General features: G+C 61.6%; 13 protein-coding genes. 10 read left to right on the forward strand and 3 right to left on the reverse strand.

Annotated features, from left to right (window positions below):
• Nucleotides 1-120 precede the first annotated feature (120 nt).
• On the forward strand, nucleotides 121-1,941 hold the full coding sequence (typA, locus tag PSFL_RS17425; RefSeq protein WP_053140412.1) for a translational GTPase TypA: 1,821 nt from the start codon (nucleotides 121-123) through the stop codon (nucleotides 1,939-1,941).
• Nucleotides 1,942-2,137: 196 nt separating this feature from the next.
• Here typA and PSFL_RS17430 read toward each other — a convergent pair whose 3' ends face one another.
• A complete protein-coding gene (locus PSFL_RS17430; protein ID WP_032862271.1) occupies nucleotides 2,138-2,572 on the reverse strand; it encodes a YkgJ family cysteine cluster protein in 435 nt (144 codons plus the stop codon).
• A 240-nt stretch (nucleotides 2,573-2,812) separates the two neighbouring features.
• Here PSFL_RS17430 and PSFL_RS17435 point away from each other — a divergent pair, with 240 nt between their 5' ends.
• From PSFL_RS17435 to PSFL_RS17460, 6 genes are all read left to right on the forward strand, one after another.
• On the forward strand, nucleotides 2,813-5,263 hold the full coding sequence (locus PSFL_RS17435; RefSeq protein ID WP_397470323.1) for a glycogen/starch/alpha-glucan phosphorylase: 2,451 nt from the start codon (nucleotides 2,813-2,815) through the stop codon (nucleotides 5,261-5,263).
• Nucleotides 5,264-5,419: 156 nt separating this feature from the next.
• Nucleotides 5,420-8,491 (forward strand): DUF2339 domain-containing protein, encoded by a 3,072-nt coding sequence (locus PSFL_RS17440; protein WP_397470324.1) that lies wholly within the window; start codon nucleotides 5,420-5,422, stop codon nucleotides 8,489-8,491.
• Nucleotides 8,491-9,828, forward strand: a complete 1,338-nt coding sequence (locus PSFL_RS17445) for a DUF3999 domain-containing protein (RefSeq protein WP_200656878.1) — start codon at nucleotides 8,491-8,493, stop codon at nucleotides 9,826-9,828. The genes PSFL_RS17440 and PSFL_RS17445 overlap by 1 nt, the downstream gene beginning before the upstream one ends.
• 112 nt (nucleotides 9,829-9,940) lie before the next feature.
• Nucleotides 9,941-10,951, forward strand: coding sequence for a class 1 fructose-bisphosphatase (locus PSFL_RS17450; protein ID WP_057437154.1), 1,011 nt, complete (start codon nucleotides 9,941-9,943; stop codon nucleotides 10,949-10,951).
• Between the two features lie 237 nt (nucleotides 10,952-11,188).
• Complete coding sequence (locus PSFL_RS17455; RefSeq protein WP_038445326.1) at nucleotides 11,189-11,443, forward strand: lipoprotein; 255 nt, start codon at nucleotides 11,189-11,191, stop codon at nucleotides 11,441-11,443.
• Nucleotides 11,444-11,473: 30 nt separating this feature from the next.
• A complete protein-coding gene (locus PSFL_RS17460; protein ID WP_032862264.1) occupies nucleotides 11,474-12,043 on the forward strand; it encodes a lipocalin family protein in 570 nt (189 codons plus the stop codon).
• A 48-nt stretch (nucleotides 12,044-12,091) separates the two neighbouring features.
• Here PSFL_RS17460 and PSFL_RS17465 read toward each other — a convergent pair whose 3' ends face one another.
• Together PSFL_RS17465 and PSFL_RS17470 are read right to left on the reverse strand one after the other, a co-directional pair.
• Nucleotides 12,092-12,400 carry a DUF6124 family protein gene (locus tag PSFL_RS17465; protein WP_057958046.1) on the reverse strand — a complete coding sequence of 103 codons (309 nt, stop codon included), beginning with the start codon at nucleotides 12,398-12,400 and terminating at the stop codon, nucleotides 12,092-12,094.
• 338 nt (nucleotides 12,401-12,738) lie between these two features.
• On the reverse strand, nucleotides 12,739-14,103 hold the full coding sequence (locus PSFL_RS17470) for a formimidoylglutamate deiminase (RefSeq protein ID WP_397470325.1): 1,365 nt from the start codon (nucleotides 14,101-14,103) through the stop codon (nucleotides 12,739-12,741).
• 78 nt (nucleotides 14,104-14,181) lie between these two features.
• On the opposite strand from PSFL_RS17470, the gene hutC reads away from it, so the two are divergent.
• From hutC to hutU, 3 genes are all read left to right on the forward strand, one after another.
• Nucleotides 14,182-14,961 (forward strand): histidine utilization repressor, encoded by a 780-nt coding sequence (hutC, locus tag PSFL_RS17475; RefSeq protein ID WP_169959940.1) that lies wholly within the window; start codon nucleotides 14,182-14,184, stop codon nucleotides 14,959-14,961.
• Nucleotides 14,958-15,518, forward strand: a complete 561-nt coding sequence (locus tag PSFL_RS17480; RefSeq protein WP_057437162.1) for a HutD family protein — start codon at nucleotides 14,958-14,960, stop codon at nucleotides 15,516-15,518. Before hutC ends, PSFL_RS17480 begins: the two co-directional genes overlap by 4 nt.
• Before the next feature lie 391 nt (nucleotides 15,519-15,909).
• A complete protein-coding gene (gene hutU, locus PSFL_RS17485) occupies nucleotides 15,910-17,595 on the forward strand; it encodes a urocanate hydratase (protein WP_057437164.1) in 1,686 nt (561 codons plus the stop codon).
• Nucleotides 17,596-17,735 lie beyond the last annotated feature (140 nt).

A 17,735-nucleotide genomic window follows, 5' to 3' on the forward strand; every position in this document is an offset into this window, starting at 1 on the left:
TGTGGCCTGCGTCACCGGCCCCCCGACTCTGCCGTCAAGCTGTAACGGCAAGGCCTGACTCTACTGTTAATCGCTGCCACGACCTGTCAGCACACCGAATCCTCTGATCGAGATACACAAGTGATCGAAAATCTACGTAACATCGCCATCATTGCCCACGTTGACCATGGTAAAACCACCCTGGTAGACAAACTCCTGCGTCAATCCGGCACCCTGGAGCGCAACGAGCTCAACGACGAGCGCGTGATGGACTCCAACGACCAGGAAAAAGAGCGCGGTATTACCATCCTGGCAAAAAACACCGCTATCAACTGGAACGGCTACCACATCAACATCGTGGACACCCCGGGCCACGCCGACTTCGGCGGCGAAGTAGAACGCGTAATGTCGATGGTTGACTCCGTTCTGCTGCTGGTTGATGCCCAAGACGGCCCTATGCCGCAAACCCGTTTCGTGACCAAGAAGGCTTTCGAAGCCGGCCTGCGTCCGATCGTGTGCATCAACAAGGTTGACCGTCCAGGCGCGCGTCCGGACTGGGTTCTGGACCAGATCTTCGACCTGTTCGACAACCTGGGTGCTACCGAAGAACAACTTGATTTCCAAGTGATCTACGCCTCTGCCCTGAACGGTATTGCCGGTCTGGAACACACCGCCATGGCGGAAGACATGACCCCGCTGTACCAGGCGATCGTTGACCACGTTCCACCTCCGAAGGTTGACCGTGAAGGCCCGTTCCAGATGCAAATCTCGGCACTGGACTACAACAGCTTCCTGGGTGTTATCGGCGTTGGCCGTATCGCTCGTGGTAGCGTCAAGCCGAACACCCCGGTTGTGGCTATCGGCGCCGACGGCAAGAAGCGTAACGGTCGTATCCTGAAGCTGATGGGTCACCACGGTCTGCACCGTATCGACGTTGAAGAAGCTTTCGCCGGCGACATCGTATGCGTAAGCGGTATGGACTCGCTGTTCATCTCCGACACCCTGTGCCAGCCGGACACTGTCGAGGCGATGAAGCCTCTGACCGTTGACGAGCCAACCGTTTCCATGACCTTCCAGGTAAACGACTCGCCTTTCTGCGGTAAAGAAGGCAAGTTCGTGACTTCCCGTAACATCAAGGAACGTCTGGACAAAGAGCTGCTGTACAACGTTGCACTGCGCGTTGAAGAAGGCGACTCGGCTGACAAGTTCAAGGTTTCCGGCCGTGGTGAGCTGCACCTCTCGGTACTGATCGAAACCATGCGTCGCGAAGGCTTCGAAATGGGCGTTGGTCGTCCTGAAGTGATCATCCGTACCGTTGACGGCGTGAAGCAGGAACCGTTCGAAAACGTCACCATCGACACCCCTGAAGAATCCCAGGGCAAGGTCATGGAAGAGATGGGCCTGCGTAAAGGCGACCTGACCAACATGGTGCCGGATGGCAAAGGCCGTGTGCGTCTGGAATACAACATCCCTGCTCGTGGTCTGATCGGTTTCCGTAACCAGTTCCTGACCCTGACCAACGGTGCTGGCATCCTGACCTCGATCTTCGATCGCTACGACACCATGAAGTCCGGCGACATGTCCGGCCGTCAGAACGGTGTTCTGGTATCGGTAGAAACCGGCAAGGCGCTGACCTACTCCCTGGAAACCCTCCAGGCGCGTGGCAAGCTGTTCGTTGAACACGGTCAAGAGATCTACAACGGCCAGATCGTTGGTCTGAACAGCCGTGACAACGACATGGGCGTCAACCCAACCAAAGGCAAGAAGCTCGACAACATGCGTGCTTCGGGTAAAGACGAAACCATCGCCCTGGTTCCACCTGTTCGCTTCACCCTGGAACAGGCTCTGGAATTCATCCAGGACGACGAGCTGTGCGAAGTAACGCCGAAGTCCATCCGTCTTCGTAAGAAGATCCTGGACGAAGGCGAGCGTACCCGCGCTGCCAAAAAGGCCAAGAACTGATACTTAGTTCCAGCTGAAAAAAAACGCCCCCGGTCGAAAGGCCGGGGGCGTTTTTTTATGCCTGCAGATTGTGTGGTGTCTGGCCTGTGATCGTTCCCACGCTCTGCAGCCTTGGACGCTATGCGTTTGCCCTTGGCAGCGGGGCGCAGAGCGCCCCAGGAGGCATTCCCACGCGGAGCGTGGGAACGATCATCGGTTAGAACTTGTCGAGCGTACGCAACTTGGTCTCGCGCACCACTTCCTTGGGCTTGTACGCGCAATACCCCGGCCGTGGCCCGATTTTCGGGTGATTGCGGCAGGTATCCGGGCGCTTGTCATAAATAGTGCAGAAGCGCGTCTTACGATCCAGGTACAGGCAATCGTTGTTGCTCATGCGCTGCAGGGTAAAGATCTCGGACTTGGAGTTGAACCGCTCGACGATGCCTTCCTTCTGCAAGCGCTTGGCGATGTTCTTCGGCGGGTCACCACGCTCGAACTCGTCGACGATACCAATGCGGATCAAATCCTTGATCTTCACCTCAACCGGCAGGGTGCAGCAGTTGGATGTGCAGCCGCCGCACATGTGGCTGGAGTATTTCTGCCACGTTTCGAGACGGTCGAGTTCCGCGGCGGCGATCAGTTGAGGCTTCATCAGGTTTCCAAGAGGGGCTTTGTCCGGGCGCGCGATGATACCGGGATTGGTGATTTTTTGAACAATATTTTGCGGGTTTCGGCTCAAAGGCCGGTCCGACGTGCAAACGGGCACGGCCCCTGCATCTAAAACCGGTATGCGTGAATGAGTGAAAAAACTGCCGAACCGTCAGCCATGCCATGGGTCAGACCGTCTAGGCTCTAGGATTTCCCTTCTTCTATCTCGCCCGAGGTTGCACCGATGTCTCAGGAACCGCTTGCACGAGAAGCAGAGGTAGCCGCGTTTCGCGATGCTGTCTTGACCAAACTCACTTATGCGGTGGGCAAGGACCCCGATCACGCCTTCGACCACGACTGGTTCGAAGCCATTGCCCTGGCGGCGCGCGACCATATGGTCGAGCACTGGATGGACCACACCCGGCGTATCTACCGCAGCGGGCAGAAGCGGGTGTATTACCTGTCCCTGGAGTTCCTGATCGGCCGTCTGCTGTTTGACAGCCTGAGCAACCTCGGCCTGTGGGAGGTGGCGCGCGAAGCTGTCGGCGAGTTGGGTGTGGACCTTGAGCGCATTCGCCTGCTGGAGCCCGATGCGGCCCTGGGCAACGGTGGCCTGGGGCGCCTGGCCGCGTGCTTTATGGAAAGCATGTCGACCCTGGGCATTGCCGGCCATGGTTATGGCATTCGCTACGAGCACGGGCTGTTTCGCCAGGCGATTGTCGATGGCTGGCAGCAGGAACAGACCGAGCGCTGGCTGGATTTCGGCAACCCCTGGGAGTTCGAGCGCGCCGAGGTGATCTACCCGATCGGTTTTGGCGGCAGTGTCGAGACCGTGCTGGATGCGTCCGGCAAGTCGATCCAGGTCTGGTCGCCCAATGAAACCGTGCGCGCCGTGGCCTACGACACCCCGGTGGTCGGCTGGCGCGGTGCCAGTGTGAACACCTTGCGCCTGTGGCGCGCGCGGGCCGTGGAAGACCTGCACCTGGAGCGTTTCAATGCCGGCGACCATTTGGGCGCCGTCGCCGAAGTGGCCCGTGCCGAAAGCATCTCCAGGGTGCTTTACCCGGCCGACAGCACCGAAGCGGGGCAGGAACTGCGCCTGCGCCAGGAATACTTCTTCGTCTCGGCCTCCCTGCAAGACCTGCTGCGGCGCCACAAAAACATGCACGGCTCGGTCCTGAGCCTGGGCGAGCACGCGGCCATCCAGCTCAACGATACCCACCCGTCCATCGCCGTGGCCGAGTTGATGCGCCAGTTGGTCGACTTGCACGATATTGCCTGGGAGGCAGCCTGGCAGGTCACGGTGGAGACGCTGTCCTACACCAACCACACCCTGCTCCCCGAAGCCCTGGAGACCTGGCCGGTGGGCCTGATGGAACGCATGCTGCCCCGGCACATGCAGATCATCTACCTGATCAACGCCCAGCACATTGATTCGCTGCGGGCCAAGGGCATCCACGATTTCGATGTACTGCGCGCCGTCTCGCTGATCGAAGAGGACAACGGCCGGCGTGTGCGCATGGGCAACCTGGCGTTCCTCGGCTCCCATAGCGTCAACGGCGTGTCCGGGTTGCACACGCAGTTGATGCGCAGCACGGTGTTCTCCGAACTGCACAAGCTCTACCCCGAGCGTATCAACAACAAGACCAACGGCATTACCTTCCGCCGCTGGCTGTTTCAGGCCAACCCCAAGCTCACCGCGATGCTGGTGGAAGCCCTGGGCCCGGATATTCTCGACAATATGGAACAGCGCCTGGTGGAGCTGGAAACCTTTGCCGAGAAACAGGCATTTCGCAAAGCCTTTGCCGAGCAACGCCTGCACAGCAAGCGCGTGCTGGCCGATATCATCCATGAACGCCTGGGGATCGCGGTCAACCCGGCGGCGATGTTCGACGTGCAGGTCAAACGCATCCACGAGTACAAGCGCCAGTTGCTGAACCTGTTGCACACCGTCGCCCTGTACCAGGCGATTCGTGCCGAGCCCGAGGTGGACTGGGTGCCGCGGGTGAAGATCTTCGCCGGCAAGGCGGCGGCCAGCTATCACCAGGCCAAGCTGATCATCAAGTTGACCAACGACATCGCCCGTACGGTGAACAACGACCCGACCGTGCGCGGTTTGCTCAAGGTCGTGTTCCTGCCTAACTACAACGTCAGCCTCGCGGAAAACATCATCCCGGCCGCTGACCTGTCGGAGCAGATCTCCACCGCCGGCTTCGAGGCCTCGGGCACCAGCAATATGAAGTTCGGCCTCAATGGTGCATTGACCATCGGCACCATGGACGGCGCCAACGTGGAGATGCATGAGCGCATCGGCGGCGAGCATATGTTTATCTTCGGCCTGAGTGCCGAACAGGTGGAAGCGCGTAAACAGGCCGGTGAATTCAGCGCCGCTCCCGAAATCGCCGCCTCCCATCGCCTGAACGATGTGCTGCAGGCGATTCGTGGCGGGGTGTTCTCGCCGGATGATCCAGGGCGCTATGTGGGGCTGATTGATTCGTTGATCCACTACGACCGCTTCCTGGTGTGCGCCGATTTTGATTCCTACTGGGACGCCCAGGCACGGGTCGAAGCCCATTGGCATGATTCCAAGGAATGGTGGCGTTCGGCGGTGCTCAACACTGCGCGTACCGGGTGGTTCTCGTCGGACCGTACCATCCGGGAATATGCGACCGAGATCTGGAAAGCCCTGGACTAAACGCCGCAGGAGCAAAATGGGGGAGCGGGCTTGCCCGCGATAGTGGTACGTCAGTTAGCAAATAGGTGACTGATGCACCGCTATCGCGAGCAAGCCCGCTCCCACATGGGTTATGCGTCTATATACTGGGTCTCGGTTTGCTTAGGGATTTGGACCATGCAATGGATGTTCATGCTGATTGGCCTGGTGCTCGGCTGGGCGCTGGATGAATCGTTCAGTGATGCAGGCTTCGGTGCACTGCTGGGTTTGGGGATTGGCCAGGCCATTCGCCTGTCGCACCTCGGCAGTGCCCTGAAGGCGCTGGAGCAACGCCTCGCGCTGCTGGAAAAGCCGCCTCAGGTCGAACCGTCCATGGCCGAACCCGCGCCCGCCCCAGAGCTGGTCTGGGAGTTGCCCGCCGAACTGCAATCCACCCCGGCTCCCGAACCGAGCCCGCCGCTGCCGGACGATCTGTGGAAACCGGCCGCCGTTGCCCGCGAAGCTGAACCCGAAATCCCCCGTAGCCCCACCCTGATCGAACGTGCCATCGGTGCCGCGCGCAACTGGCTGCTGGGCGGCAATACCGTGCTGCGGGTCGGCGTGGTGCTGTTGTTCCTCGGCCTGGCATTTTTGCTGCGTTATGCCACCGAAGGCATGGTGGTGCCCATCGAGCTGCGCTACGCCGGTGTCGCTGCCTGTGCCCTGGGCTTGCTGGGCCTGGGGTGGTGGCTGCGCCTGCGCCGGGGCAGTTATGCGCTGATCCTGCAAGGCGCGGGCATCGCCGTGTTGTACCTGACGGTGTTCGCCGCCATGCGCCTGCACCCATTGCTTGATCCGAGCGCGGCACTGGGCCTGTTGGTGGCGGTGACGGTGTTTTCGGCGATCCTGGCGATTACCCAGGACGCCATCGGCCTGGCCTGCGCCGCCGCGCTCGGCGGGTTTGCCGCGCCAATCCTCGCGTCCACCGGCGAGGGCAACCATGTGGCGTTGTTCAGCTACTTCGCCCTGCTCAATGCCGGGATCCTCGCCATCGCCTGGTTCAAGGCCTGGCGCTTGCTCAATGTGATTGGCTTTGCCGGCACCTTCGGTATCGGGTTTGCCTGGGGTATTCGCTCTTACACACCGGAACTGCTGTGGAGTACCGAGCCGTTCCTGATTCTGTTTTTCCTGATGTACCTGGCCATCGGCCTGCTGTTTGCACGGCGCAAACTCCTGGAAACGGCCGACGCCCCGGCCGATGACAGCCGTGCCGCGCTGCTGCGCTGGTCGGCGGCCAAGGGCGATTATGTGGATGGCGGCCTGCTGTTCGGCCCGCCGCTTGTGGCATTTGGCTTGCAGTTCACCCTGGTGCAGCACCTGGCCTTCGCCCCGGCCTTCAGTGCGTTGGCATTGGGCATCATCTATATGGTCCTGGCGCGGGTGCTTAGCGGTGGGCGCACCGTGTTGCTGGCAGAAACCTGCCTGGCCCTGGGTGTGATCTTCGCCAGCCTGGCGATCCCGCTGGGCCTGGACGCGCGCTGGACCGCGGCGGCCTGGGCGGTGGAAGGCGCCGGCATCCTTTGGCTCGGTCTGCGTCAGCAACGCTCGTTGGCGCGGGCGTTTGGCCTGCTGTTGCAACTGGGCTCGGCGCTGGCGTTTCTCAGCGAACTGGACGTGGGCGAACACACGCTGCTGGACGGCGCGGCGCTGGGCGCCTTGTTGCTCGGCGTGGCGTTGCTGTTCAGCTTCCAGCAACTGCGCACGGCCGCGCTGGAGCAGACCTCGAAGTGGGAGCGCCAGGGCTTGCCGGTCCTGGCCGGCCTTGGCCTGGGCTTTGTGTACCTGCTGGCGCCGTTGCTGGTGGCCGAGCAGGGCACTGCGATCAGCTGGGCGCTGGCGGGACTGGTGACGGTGTTTGTCGGCGTATCTATCGCTTCGCGCACCTTCCTGTTCTGCGCGCTCGGCGTGCAGGTGCTGGCGGGGGCTTTGGTTACGCTGACATCCTGGGGCGGCGAAGAACTGCCGGCGTTCCGGCATATCGGTTTCTGGGCGCCGATGCTGGTCGGGTTGGCCGCATTTGTCGGCGCCTGGCGCTTGCGGGGCAGTGATCAACGACTCAAGTTGCCCCATCTTTCCAACGGCCTGCTGGCCTGGGGCGCGGCGTGGTGGGTATTGGCGCTGAACCACGAAGTGCTGCGCTTCACCCCGCCAGAGCTGCAAGCCACCTTCCTGTTGGCGGCGGCTGCGGCCAGTGCGGCGCTGTGGACGTTGTTGGCGTTGCGCTTGCGCTGGGCCGCGCTGGGCACCCTCTGCCTGTTGCTGATGCCGGCGGCGGCGCTGGTGGTGCTGGTGTCGTTGCATCGCTATTACCACCCGGCGGCCGAATGGGGCTGGCTGGCCTGGCTCGCGGTGTTCGCCGTGCATTTCATCGCGCTGCGTTATTTGGCCGACCTGGCGGCGGCAAAAGCCTTGAGCGTCGCCCACGTGCTGGGCTGCTGGATGCTGATCGGCATGCTGGCCCTGGAATTGCGCTACGGCCTGTTGGTGCTTTCGGTGCAATACAACGCCTGGCGCTGGCTGGGCTGGGCGATTTTCCCAAGCCTGTACCTGATAGCCATTGCTGTGCCGCGCCAGTGGCCGTGGCCGCTATCGGCTTATCCACGCGAATATCGCCTGCTGGCCGCGCTGCCGTTGGCCGCGCTGATGCTGGTGTGGTTCTGGTTGGCGAATATGTTCAGCGACGGCACGGCCAGGCCATTGCCGTATGTGCCGTTGCTCAACCCCTTGGATCTTGGCCTGCTGTTTGCGTTGCTGGGCGTGTACCTGTGGGCGCGCAGCGCGGCGCCGCAACTGGGCGGCCGCACCCCGTGGATTGCCCAGGGCGTTGCCGGGGTCTCGCTGTTTGCCTTCTTCACCGCACTGGTGATGCGCGCGGCGCACCATTGGGGCGGCGTGCCGTTTGATCTGGATGCGTTGCTTGACTCGATGCTGGTGCAGGCCGGGCTGTCGATTGTCTGGACCCTGATTGCCCTGGGCCTGATGATCGGCGGGCACCTGCGCAATCGCCGGGAAGTGTGGCTGGTCGGCGCGGTGCTGATCGGCGTGGTGGTCGCCAAGTTGTTCCTCGTCGAGTTGAGCAACCGTGGCGGGCTGGAGCGGATCGTGTCGTTTATCGGCGTGGGCGGGCTGTTGCTGGTGGTGGGCTATTTCGCTCCGTTGCCGCCCAAACGCAGCGAACCTGAGATTCAAACCCAAGGAGCGTCCTCTTGATCGGCAAACTGAGCATTGCACTGGTGGGCCTGTGCGCCGCGTTATCGGCGTCGGCCGCAGAAGGCCCCGCAGACTTCACCGCCCAAGTGCCGCTGACGGTCAGCGGCGAAGGCCCCTGGTATCGCCTGGAGTTGCCGCTGGCGGTGCAATTGAGCGCCCGTCAGGCCGATCTCAGTGACCTGCGGGTGTTCAACGCGGCGGGCGAGCCCCAGGCATATGCATTAGTGCGGCAGTCGCCCGCAAGCGCAAACAACCTGGCCCGGCTGAAGGGCTTCCCGCTGTATGCCGCCGACAACGCCAGCGACAGTGTGCCCAGCGTGCGCGTGCAATCCAGCTCCACGGGTACCCTGGTGCAGGTGCAGCCGTCCAGCGAGGCGCCGGCCGGCGCACAGGTGCGACGCGGCTGGCTGCTGGATGCCAGTGCAATCAAGGCGCCGTTGCAAAAGCTGATCCTCGATTGGGCTGCCGAGCATGACGGCTTCCAGCGTTTCAGTATCGAAGCCAGTGATGATTTGCAGCACTGGCGCCCCTGGGGCGAGGGGCAGGTGGCGCGCCTGGCATTTGCCGACGAACGGGTGGAGCAGCGTGAAGTCGCCTTGCCAGGGCAGCCGGCGCGCTACCTGCGCCTGCTATGGCAAGGCCAGGCCGCGCCCGAGTTGACCTCCATTGAAGTGCAGAGCACCAGCAGCCTGCCGTTGTCGCTGGTGTGGTCCGAGCCATTGGCCGGCAGCACCCTGGAGCCTGGGCAGTACAGCTGGCAGTTGCCTGGCGTGTTAAGCATCGAGCGGGTGCGCGTTGAGTTGCGCCAGCCCAACAGCCTGGCGCCGGTGGGTCTGCAAGGGCGGCAGGACAGCAAGCAGGCATGGCAGCCATTGAGCCGTGGTTTGCTCTATCGGTTGACGCAGGGCGGGCAAGAAGTCACCCAGGATCAATTGCAGTTGCCGGGCTATCCGGTGCGGCAACTCAAGCTGGACGTAGACGAGCGGGGCGGAGGCCTGGGGGCGCAGGCGCCGGCGTTGAGTTTTGCTGTGCGGGCCACGCAAGTGGTGTTCCTGGCGCGGGGCGAACCGCCGTTTACCCTGGCGCTGGGCAACCCGTCGGCCAAGGCTGCGAACCTGCCGTTGACGACCCTGATTCCCGACTACCAACCCCAGCGCCTCGCGGCTCTGGGCCAGGCTCGGGTCGATGGCGAATGGCACGCCAACCCGCCAGCCGCGCCAAATGTCGCAGGTATCAACTGGCAGGCAATCGGCCTGTGGGCCGTATTGCTGCTGGGCGTAGCGGCACTTGGGGCGATGGCCTACAACCTGTTGCGCAAGCCGCCTACCAGGCCCTGAGCCGGGGCCTACATGAACTCTGTCAGGGTTATCTCGTCTGATAGGAGGAAATGCGCCCCGACTCGCGCTAAACTGCGCGGGTTTTTAGCCCCCCCATTCTCCGGAGCCGTCCATGTCCCGCGTTACCCTGAGTCGCTATTTGATTGAGCAGACCCGCAGCAACAACACCCCTGCCGATCTGCGCTTCCTGATCGAAGTGGTGGCGCGTGCTTGCAAGGAAATCAGCCACGCCGTGTCCAAAGGCGCGCTGGGCGGCGTCCTGGGCAGCATGGGCACTGAAAACGTGCAAGGCGAAGTGCAGAAGAAACTCGACGTGATTTCCAACGAAATCCTGCTCGAAGCCAACGAATGGGGCGGTCACCTGGCCGGCATGGCGTCCGAAGAAATGGACAATGCCTACCAGATCCCGGGCAAATACCCTAAAGGCGCGTACCTGTTGGTATTCGACCCGCTGGACGGCTCGTCGAACATCGACATCAACGCGCCAGTCGGCACCATCTTCTCGGTACTGCGTTGCCCTAACGAATACCTGAGCCAGAACGAAGCGCTGAACGAAAAGGCCTTCCTGCAGCCAGGCACCGAGCAGGTTGCTGCCGGCTATGCGATCTACGGCCCACAGACCATGCTGGTGCTGACCCTGGGTGATGGCGTCAAGGGCTTTACCCTGGACCGCGAAATGGGCAGCTTTGTGCTGACTCACGAAGACATCTCCATTCCTGCCTCGACCCAGGAATTCGCGATCAACATGTCCAACCAGCGCCACTGGGAAGAACCGGTCAAGCGCTACGTCAACGAGTTGATGGAAGGCGAAGAAGGCCCGCTGAAGAAAAACTTCAACATGCGCTGGGTGGCCGCGATGGTTGCCGACGTACACCGCATCCTGACCCGTGGCGGTCTGTTCATGTACCCACGCGACAGCCGCGAGCCGTCCAAGCCAGGCAAACTGCGCCTGATGTACGAAGCCAACCCGATGTCGTTCCTGGTTGAGCAGGCGGGCGGTGCGTCGACTGACGGCCACCAGCGCATCCTCGACATCCAGCCTGAAGGCCTGCACCAGCGTGTGGCGGTGTTCCTGGGGTCCAAGGAAGAAGTGGCGCGTGTGACGGGTTACCACAAGGCCTAAGGCCTTCTGTAGGAGCAGGCTTGCTCGCGAAGTATTCCCGGCGCAGCGCTGCGTTGGCTGGATGTTTTTCGCGAGCCAGCTCGCTTTTACAATGAATCATGCGCCAGACCAAGGCCCCGAAACGTTTCAGCGATTCGGGGCTTTTTTTGTTTTTGCCTTGCGGGAACCAGACCCCCCTTTTCCCTTCTAAGCTTCTGGCAGACCCCCACTGCTGCGTGTCCCTCCAGGAGCTCTACCATGTCGTTACGCCGTCTCGCCCTCTTGTGCTTTTGCGTGCTGTTGGCCGCTTGCAGCAAGGTCACCCAGGAAAATTACCAGAAGCTCTCGGCTGGCATGGCCAAGGCCGAGGTGGAGTCGCTGTTGGGTAAGCCCACCGATTGTTCTGGCGCACTGGGCATGTCCAGTTGCACCTGGGGCGATAAAAACAGCTTTATCAGCGTGCAGTACGCCGGTGACAAAGTTCTGATGTTTTCCGGGCAAGGCCTGAAGTAAACCGGGGCGCAAGCCTGCGGGAGAAGAAGAATGATGCGTTTTGTTTTATACCTTTGCGCCAGCCTGTTTTTGGCAGGCTGCGCCAGCCATTCTGGCGATGATCTGCAACCCAAGACTGTCGGCAGCGTCAACCTCAAGCGTTACCAGGGCACCTGGTACGAACTGGCCCGCCTGCCCATGTACTTCCAGCGCAACTGCGCGCAATCCGAGGCCCGTTACTCCCTGCTGCCCGATGGCGACATGTCAGTGTTCAATCGCTGCCTGACCACCGAGTGGAAGTGGGAAGAAGCCAAGGGCACGGCCACGCCGCAGGTCCCGGGCAAGACCGACAAGCTGTGGGTCGAATTCAATAACTGGTTCACCGCGTTGCTACCGGGCGTGGCCAAGGGCGATTACTGGGTGTTGTACGTCAGCGATGACTACAAGACCGCCATCGTCGGCAGCCCGAGCCGGCGCTATATGTGGCTGCTGTCACGCACGCCGACCGTCAGTGCCGACACCCGCGAAGACTTGCTGAGCAGGGCGCGCCAGCAGGGTTACGACACCACACGTTTGATCTGGCGTACGTCGGACAAGCAGATGGCCAAGACCTCGCAGTAATGCGAAACAAAGGGCGGGTTTTTTAATAAACCCGCCCTTTTTTTGCCCTCAGGTTCTGGCCGTGGCGGGGTGCAGGTGTGCAATGGATCGATCAACCGTGGTCTTGGCGATCTCCAGTAAATGCCACACCGCCAACACCTTTGCCCGTTCGGGGCTTTGCAGCATCTCTCCACAATCGAGCGCCGTCGCTGATGCACTGTCCAGCAGGCTGGCGGTGTAGAGCAGGGCGTCTTCGAAGCTCAAATCGTCGCGGGCACTGTGAGCATCTTGGGTCGGCAGGTAGTGGTCGATGGCGCGGTTGAAGGCGGCGCGGTCTTTGGCGGGGTCGCTGGGTGGGTCGGGGACAATTTTATGCATGGTGAAGCTCCTTGTGAGAATCGGAGCCGGTCCGTCGCGACTAAACGAAGGGTGGCGGCTGTACGCAGGTTAGTCGACCGGCCACAAGGAATCCGGCGCACCCGAGGGTGCCCTGCGCACAGCCGCCATAAAACTTCATGTGACCATGCGCCTTGTGATGTGCCGGGCGACTAAACCCGATCACTGATGAGCAGTGACGGACCGCAGGCTAGCCATCGAATCCAACAGGCACAAGGCGGCAGGGATTGTCTCGGAAACGTCCTGCAATTTAAAGGGACACGCCTTGCTGGCCCTTTACAAACCATGACCAACACTCCTACATGGGTTATGGGTTGTTCTTAAGACAACAAGTCTCTCAGGACTTGCGTGAAGGCCCGGCTGCTCTCTTCCTCGCCCGCATGATGCCCATCGCGCACCACCCACTGGCCGTTGACCAACACATCACGCACCTGCCGATCACCCCCGGCAAACAGCCAGCGGTTGAGAATCCCGTCTGCACTGGCCGTCGCCAGGTACGGATCATTGCCGTCCAGCACCAGCCAGTCCGCACGCTTGCCGACTTCCAGGCGGCCAATCGGTTGCCCCAGCGCCTGGGCGCCGCCGTCCAGTGCTGCGTCATACAGAGTGCGGCCGACCATCGGTTGATCGCTGCGATACAGGCGGTTGCGCCGCTGGTCGCGCAGGCGCTGGCCGTATTCCAGCCAACGCAGTTCTTCGACCACGCTCAATGACACATGGCTGTCCGAACCAATCCCCATGCGCCCGCCCTGGGCCAGGAAATCCACCGCCGGGAAAATCCCGTCGCCCAGATTGGCCTCAGTGGTCAGGCACAGCCCGGCAATCGCCCGGCTGTTGGCCATCAATGTCACTTCGTCGGAGTTGGCGTGGGTGGCGTGCACCAGGCACCAGCGCTGGTCGACGTTCACATGGTCATACAGCCATTGCAGCGGGCGTTTGCCGCTCCAGGCCAGGCAGTCATCGACTTCCTTTTGCTGTTCGGCGATATGGATATGCACCGGGCAGCTCTTATCGCTGGCGGCCAATACCGCGCTGATCTGTTGCGGAGTGACTGCGCGCAATGAGTGGAAACACAGGCCCAGTTGCTGTGCCTGTTGCGCGGCCAGGATCGGTTGCAGGCGCGCTTGCAGCTCCAGGTAGTTATCGGTGCTGTTGATAAAGCGGCGCTGGCCGTCGTTCGGCGCCTGGCCGCCAAAGCCCGAGTGGCTGTAGAGCACTGGCAGCAAGGTCAGGCCGATCCCGCTGCTGGCCGCCGCCTGGCTGATCTGGCGCGACAGTTCGGTGGGGTCGGCGTAAGGCTGGCCGCTGATGTCGTGATGCACATAGTGGAACTCGGCGACCGAGGTGTAGCCGGCCTTGAGCATCTCGATATACAGCTGGCGGGCGATGATCTGCAATTGCTCGGGGCTGATCTGGCCGACCATGCGGTACATCAGGTCGCGCCAGGTCCAGAAACTGTCATTGGGGTTGCCGGCGACCTCCGCCAGCCCCGCCATGGCCCGTTGAAACGCGTGGGAATGCAGGTTCGGCATGCCCGGTAACAACGGGCCTCTCAGCCGCTCGGCGCCGTCTGCACTGGCATTGGCCATCACGTTGGTCAGCAGGCCATCGGCGCTGACTTCAAGGCGTACATCAGTGGCCCATCCATTAGGCAGCAGCGCGCGTTCGGCAAAGAAAGCGGACATGATCAAGGCACCCCGGTCGTGTGTTTATTTGTATATACATATACAGACGTTTGCCTGCTCGGTAAACTCCGGCAATCTATGCATCTTTTCCCCCTGCAAGGATTCCCCGTGCCGACTCCGCCCGCCAAGTCCCCGCTGGCTGCCCACATGGACGAAAGTCCGGCGCCCTTGTATGCCCGCGTCAAGCAGATGATCAGCCAGCAGATTCTCAACGGCAACTGGCCGCCGCACTATCGCGTGCCGTCGGAAAGCGAGTTGGTCAACCAACTGGGCTTTAGCCGCATGACCATCAACCGGGCCCTGCGGGAGCTGACCGCCGAAGGTCTGCTGGTGCGCATGCAAGGCGTCGGCACTTTTGTCGCCGAGCCCAAGAGCCAGTCGGCGCTGTTCGAGGTGCATAACATCGCCGATGAGATCGCCTCCCGTGGCCATCGCCACACCTGCAAGGTGATTACCCTGGGCGAAGAAGCCGCCGGTTCCGAGCGCGCCGTGGCCCTGGAAATGCGTGAAGGCGGGCGGGTGTTCCACTCGCTGATCGTGCACTACGAAAACGATATCCCGGTGCAAATCGAAGACCGTTTCGTCAACGCGTTGGTGGCACCGGAATACCTGCAACAGGATTTCACCCAGCAAACCCCGTACGCCTATCTCAACCAGGTGGCGCCGCTGACCGAGGGCGAGCATGTGGTGGAAGCGATCCTGGCCGACCCGCAGGAATGCAAGCTGCTGCAGATCGAGACCGGCGAGCCGTGCCTGCTGATTCGCCGGCGCACCTGGTCCGGGCGCCAGCCGGTGACTGCCGCACGCCTGATCCACCCCGGTTCCCGCCATAGCCTCGAAGGACGTTTCAGCAAATGAGTGCAGTCAAGGTCTGGCGTGCTGCCGATTACGTACGCATGCCGTGGAAAAACGGCGGCGGCAGCACCGAAGAAATCACCCGTGATGCCGGCCACGGCCTGGAAGGTTTTGGCTGGCGCCTGTCGATTGCCGATATCGGTGAGTCGGGCGGCTTTTCCACGTTTGCCGGGTATCAACGGGTCATCACCGTGATCCAGGGTGCGGGCATGGTGCTGACCGTGGACGGTGAAGAGCAGCGCGGGTTGTTACCGCTGCAACCGTTTGCCTTCAAGGGTGAAAGCCAGGTGGTGTGCCGCCTGATCACCGGGCCGATTCGCGACTTCAACCTGATCTACGCGCCCCAGCGTTACCACGCACGTTTGCAGTGGGTGGATGGGGTGCAGCAGTTTTTCAGTTCCGCGAACACTGTGCTGGTGTTCAGTGTGGCTGATGAGGTGAAGGTGCTGGGCGAAGTGCTGGGCCATCATGATTGTTTGCAGGTGGACGGTAACAGTGGCTTGCTGGATATCAACGTGACAGGCCGCTGCTGCCTGATCGAACTGACCGCACGCGATTAAACCTGTGGGAGCTGGCTTGCCTGCGATTGCGGTGTGTCAGACAAGTGGCCATCGCAGGCAAGCCAGCTCCCACATGGATATGTAGAGGCTGCACAATCTGTTTCCAGGCCCGCACCAAGTTGTTACCGAATGCCCCAGCATGGCGCAATGCCCTGCCTTTGTAGCAATCCTCCAGCGCTTCAAATCACCCCTTTCAGAAATTTCATAAAGCCTTTAAGCCTTTATTTCCAAGGCTTACACGCGCCTCGGCAATAAATCTTCAGCACGGACTTCCCAAGTTGGCAGTCAGATTGCATATGCTTGTATGTACAAGTAAAGGTGTGTGCATAAGAGTCGCTAAACATCCTCTTCGCACCATCGTGTTCGCGCATCGATTGCTGAGGAGTTTTTTGTGACTGACTTTTCCCAGAACAAACCTACCAAGTACCGCGACGTTGAAATCCGCGCCGCCCGTGGCAACACGCTCACCGCCAAAAGCTGGCTGACTGAAGCGCCGCTGCGCATGCTGATGAACAACCTCGACCCGCAAGTGGCCGAGAACCCGAAAGAGTTGGTGGTGTACGGCGGTATCGGCCGTGCGGCGCGTAACTGGGAATGTTACGACCAGATCGTCGAAAGCCTGACCAACCTGAACGACGACGAAACCCTGCTGGTGCAATCCGGCAAGCCGGTCGGCGTGTTCAAGACCCACAGCAATGCCCCGCGTGTGCTGATCGCCAACTCCAACCTGGTGCCGCACTGGGCCAGTTGGGAGCATTTCAACGAACTGGATGCCAAGGGCCTGGCCATGTACGGCCAGATGACTGCCGGCAGCTGGATCTACATCGGCAGCCAGGGCATCGTCCAGGGCACCTACGAAACCTTCGTTGAGGCCGGTCGCCAACATTACGACAGCAACCTCAAAGGCCGTTGGGTGCTCACTGCCGGCCTCGGCGGCATGGGCGGCGCCCAACCGCTGGCCGCGACCCTGGCCGGCGCGTGCTCGCTGAACATTGAATGCCAGCAGGTCAGTATCGACTTCCGCTTGAACAGCCGTTATGTCGACGAACAAGCCAGCGACCTCGACGACGCCCTGGCGCGCATCGCCAAGTACACCAAGGAAGGCAAGGCCATCTCCATCGCCCTGCTGGGCAACGCTGCCGAAATCCTCCCGGAACTGGTCAAGCGCGGCGTGCGCCCGGATATGGTCACCGACCAGACCAGCGCCCACGACCCACTCAATGGTTACCTGCCTGCCGGCTGGACCTGGGAGCAGTACCGCGCCCGTGCCAAGACCGAGCCGGCTGCCGTGATCAAGGCCGCCAAGCAGTCGATGGCCGTACACGTCAAGGCGATGCTGGACTTCCAGAAGATGGGCGTACCGACCTTCGACTACGGCAACAACATCCGTCAGATGGCGCAGGAAGAAGGCGTGGAAAATGCCTTCGACTTCCCAGGCTTTGTACCGGCCTACATCCGCCCGCTGTTCTGCCGTGGCATCGGCCCGTTCCGTTGGGCGGCACTGTCGGGCGACCCGCAGGACATCTACAAGACCGACGCCAAGGTCAAAGAGCTGATCCCCGACGACGCCCACCTGCACAACTGGCTGGACATGGCCCGCGAGCGCATCAGCTTCCAGGGCCTGCCGGCGCGCATCTGCTGGGTTGGCCTGGGCCAACGCGCCAAGCTCGGCCTGGCATTCAACGAAATGGTACGCAGCGGCGAACTGTCGGCGCCGGTGGTGATCGGCCGTGACCACCTGGACTCCGGCTCGGTGGCCAGCCCCAACCGCGAAACCGAATCCATGCAGGACGGTTCCGATGCCGTGTCCGACTGGCCGCTGCTCAATGCCCTGCTCAACACCGCCAGCGGCGCGACCTGGGTTTCGCTGCACCACGGTGGCGGCGTGGGCATGGGCTTCTCCCAGCACTCCGGCATGGTCATCGTCTGCGACGGTACCGACGAAGCCGCCGAGCGTATTGCCCGCGTGCTGCACAACGACCCGGCCACCGGGGTGATGCGTCATGCTGATGCGGGTTATCAGATCGCGATTGATTGCGCCAAGGAGCAGGGTCTCAATCTCCCGATGATCAAGTAACGCCTGGCTCGGTTTCTGTGGGAGCTGGCTTGCCTGCGATGCGGGCGACTGGGTCTGTGAGGCAGGCCACAGTGATGCAATCGCAGGCAAGCCAGCTCCCACATTTGACCTGCTGTGTATTTGAAACATGTTTGAGCCGC

This window comes from Pseudomonas sp. DD1 (genome assembly GCF_044510355.1).
GTDB classification, from domain to species: Bacteria; Pseudomonadota; Gammaproteobacteria; order Pseudomonadales; family Pseudomonadaceae; genus Aquipseudomonas; species Aquipseudomonas shahriarae.

What these genes read in the sequence shown, in the direction of transcription:
- PSFL_RS17430 (WP_032862271.1), bottom strand. Translation starts at nt 2,572, where the DNA reads ATGAAGCCTCAACTGATCGCCGCCGCGGAACTCGACCGTCTCGAAACG.
- PSFL_RS17435 (WP_397470323.1), top strand. Translation starts at nt 2,813, where the DNA reads ATGTCTCAGGAACCGCTTGCACGAGAAGCAGAGGTAGCCGCGTTTCGC.
- PSFL_RS17440 (WP_397470324.1), top strand. Translation starts at nt 5,420, where the DNA reads ATGCAATGGATGTTCATGCTGATTGGCCTGGTGCTCGGCTGGGCGCTG.
- PSFL_RS17450 (WP_057437154.1), top strand. Translation starts at nt 9,941, where the DNA reads ATGTCCCGCGTTACCCTGAGTCGCTATTTGATTGAGCAGACCCGCAGC.
- PSFL_RS17455 (WP_038445326.1), top strand. Translation starts at nt 11,189, where the DNA reads ATGTCGTTACGCCGTCTCGCCCTCTTGTGCTTTTGCGTGCTGTTGGCC.
- PSFL_RS17460 (WP_032862264.1), top strand. Translation starts at nt 11,474, where the DNA reads ATGATGCGTTTTGTTTTATACCTTTGCGCCAGCCTGTTTTTGGCAGGC.
- PSFL_RS17465 (WP_057958046.1), bottom strand. Translation starts at nt 12,400, where the DNA reads ATGCATAAAATTGTCCCCGACCCACCCAGCGACCCCGCCAAAGACCGC.
- PSFL_RS17470 (WP_397470325.1), bottom strand. Translation starts at nt 14,103, where the DNA reads ATGTCCGCTTTCTTTGCCGAACGCGCGCTGCTGCCTAATGGATGGGCC.
- hutC (WP_169959940.1), top strand. Translation starts at nt 14,182, where the DNA reads ATGCATCTTTTCCCCCTGCAAGGATTCCCCGTGCCGACTCCGCCCGCC.
- PSFL_RS17480 (WP_057437162.1), top strand. Translation starts at nt 14,958, where the DNA reads ATGAGTGCAGTCAAGGTCTGGCGTGCTGCCGATTACGTACGCATGCCG.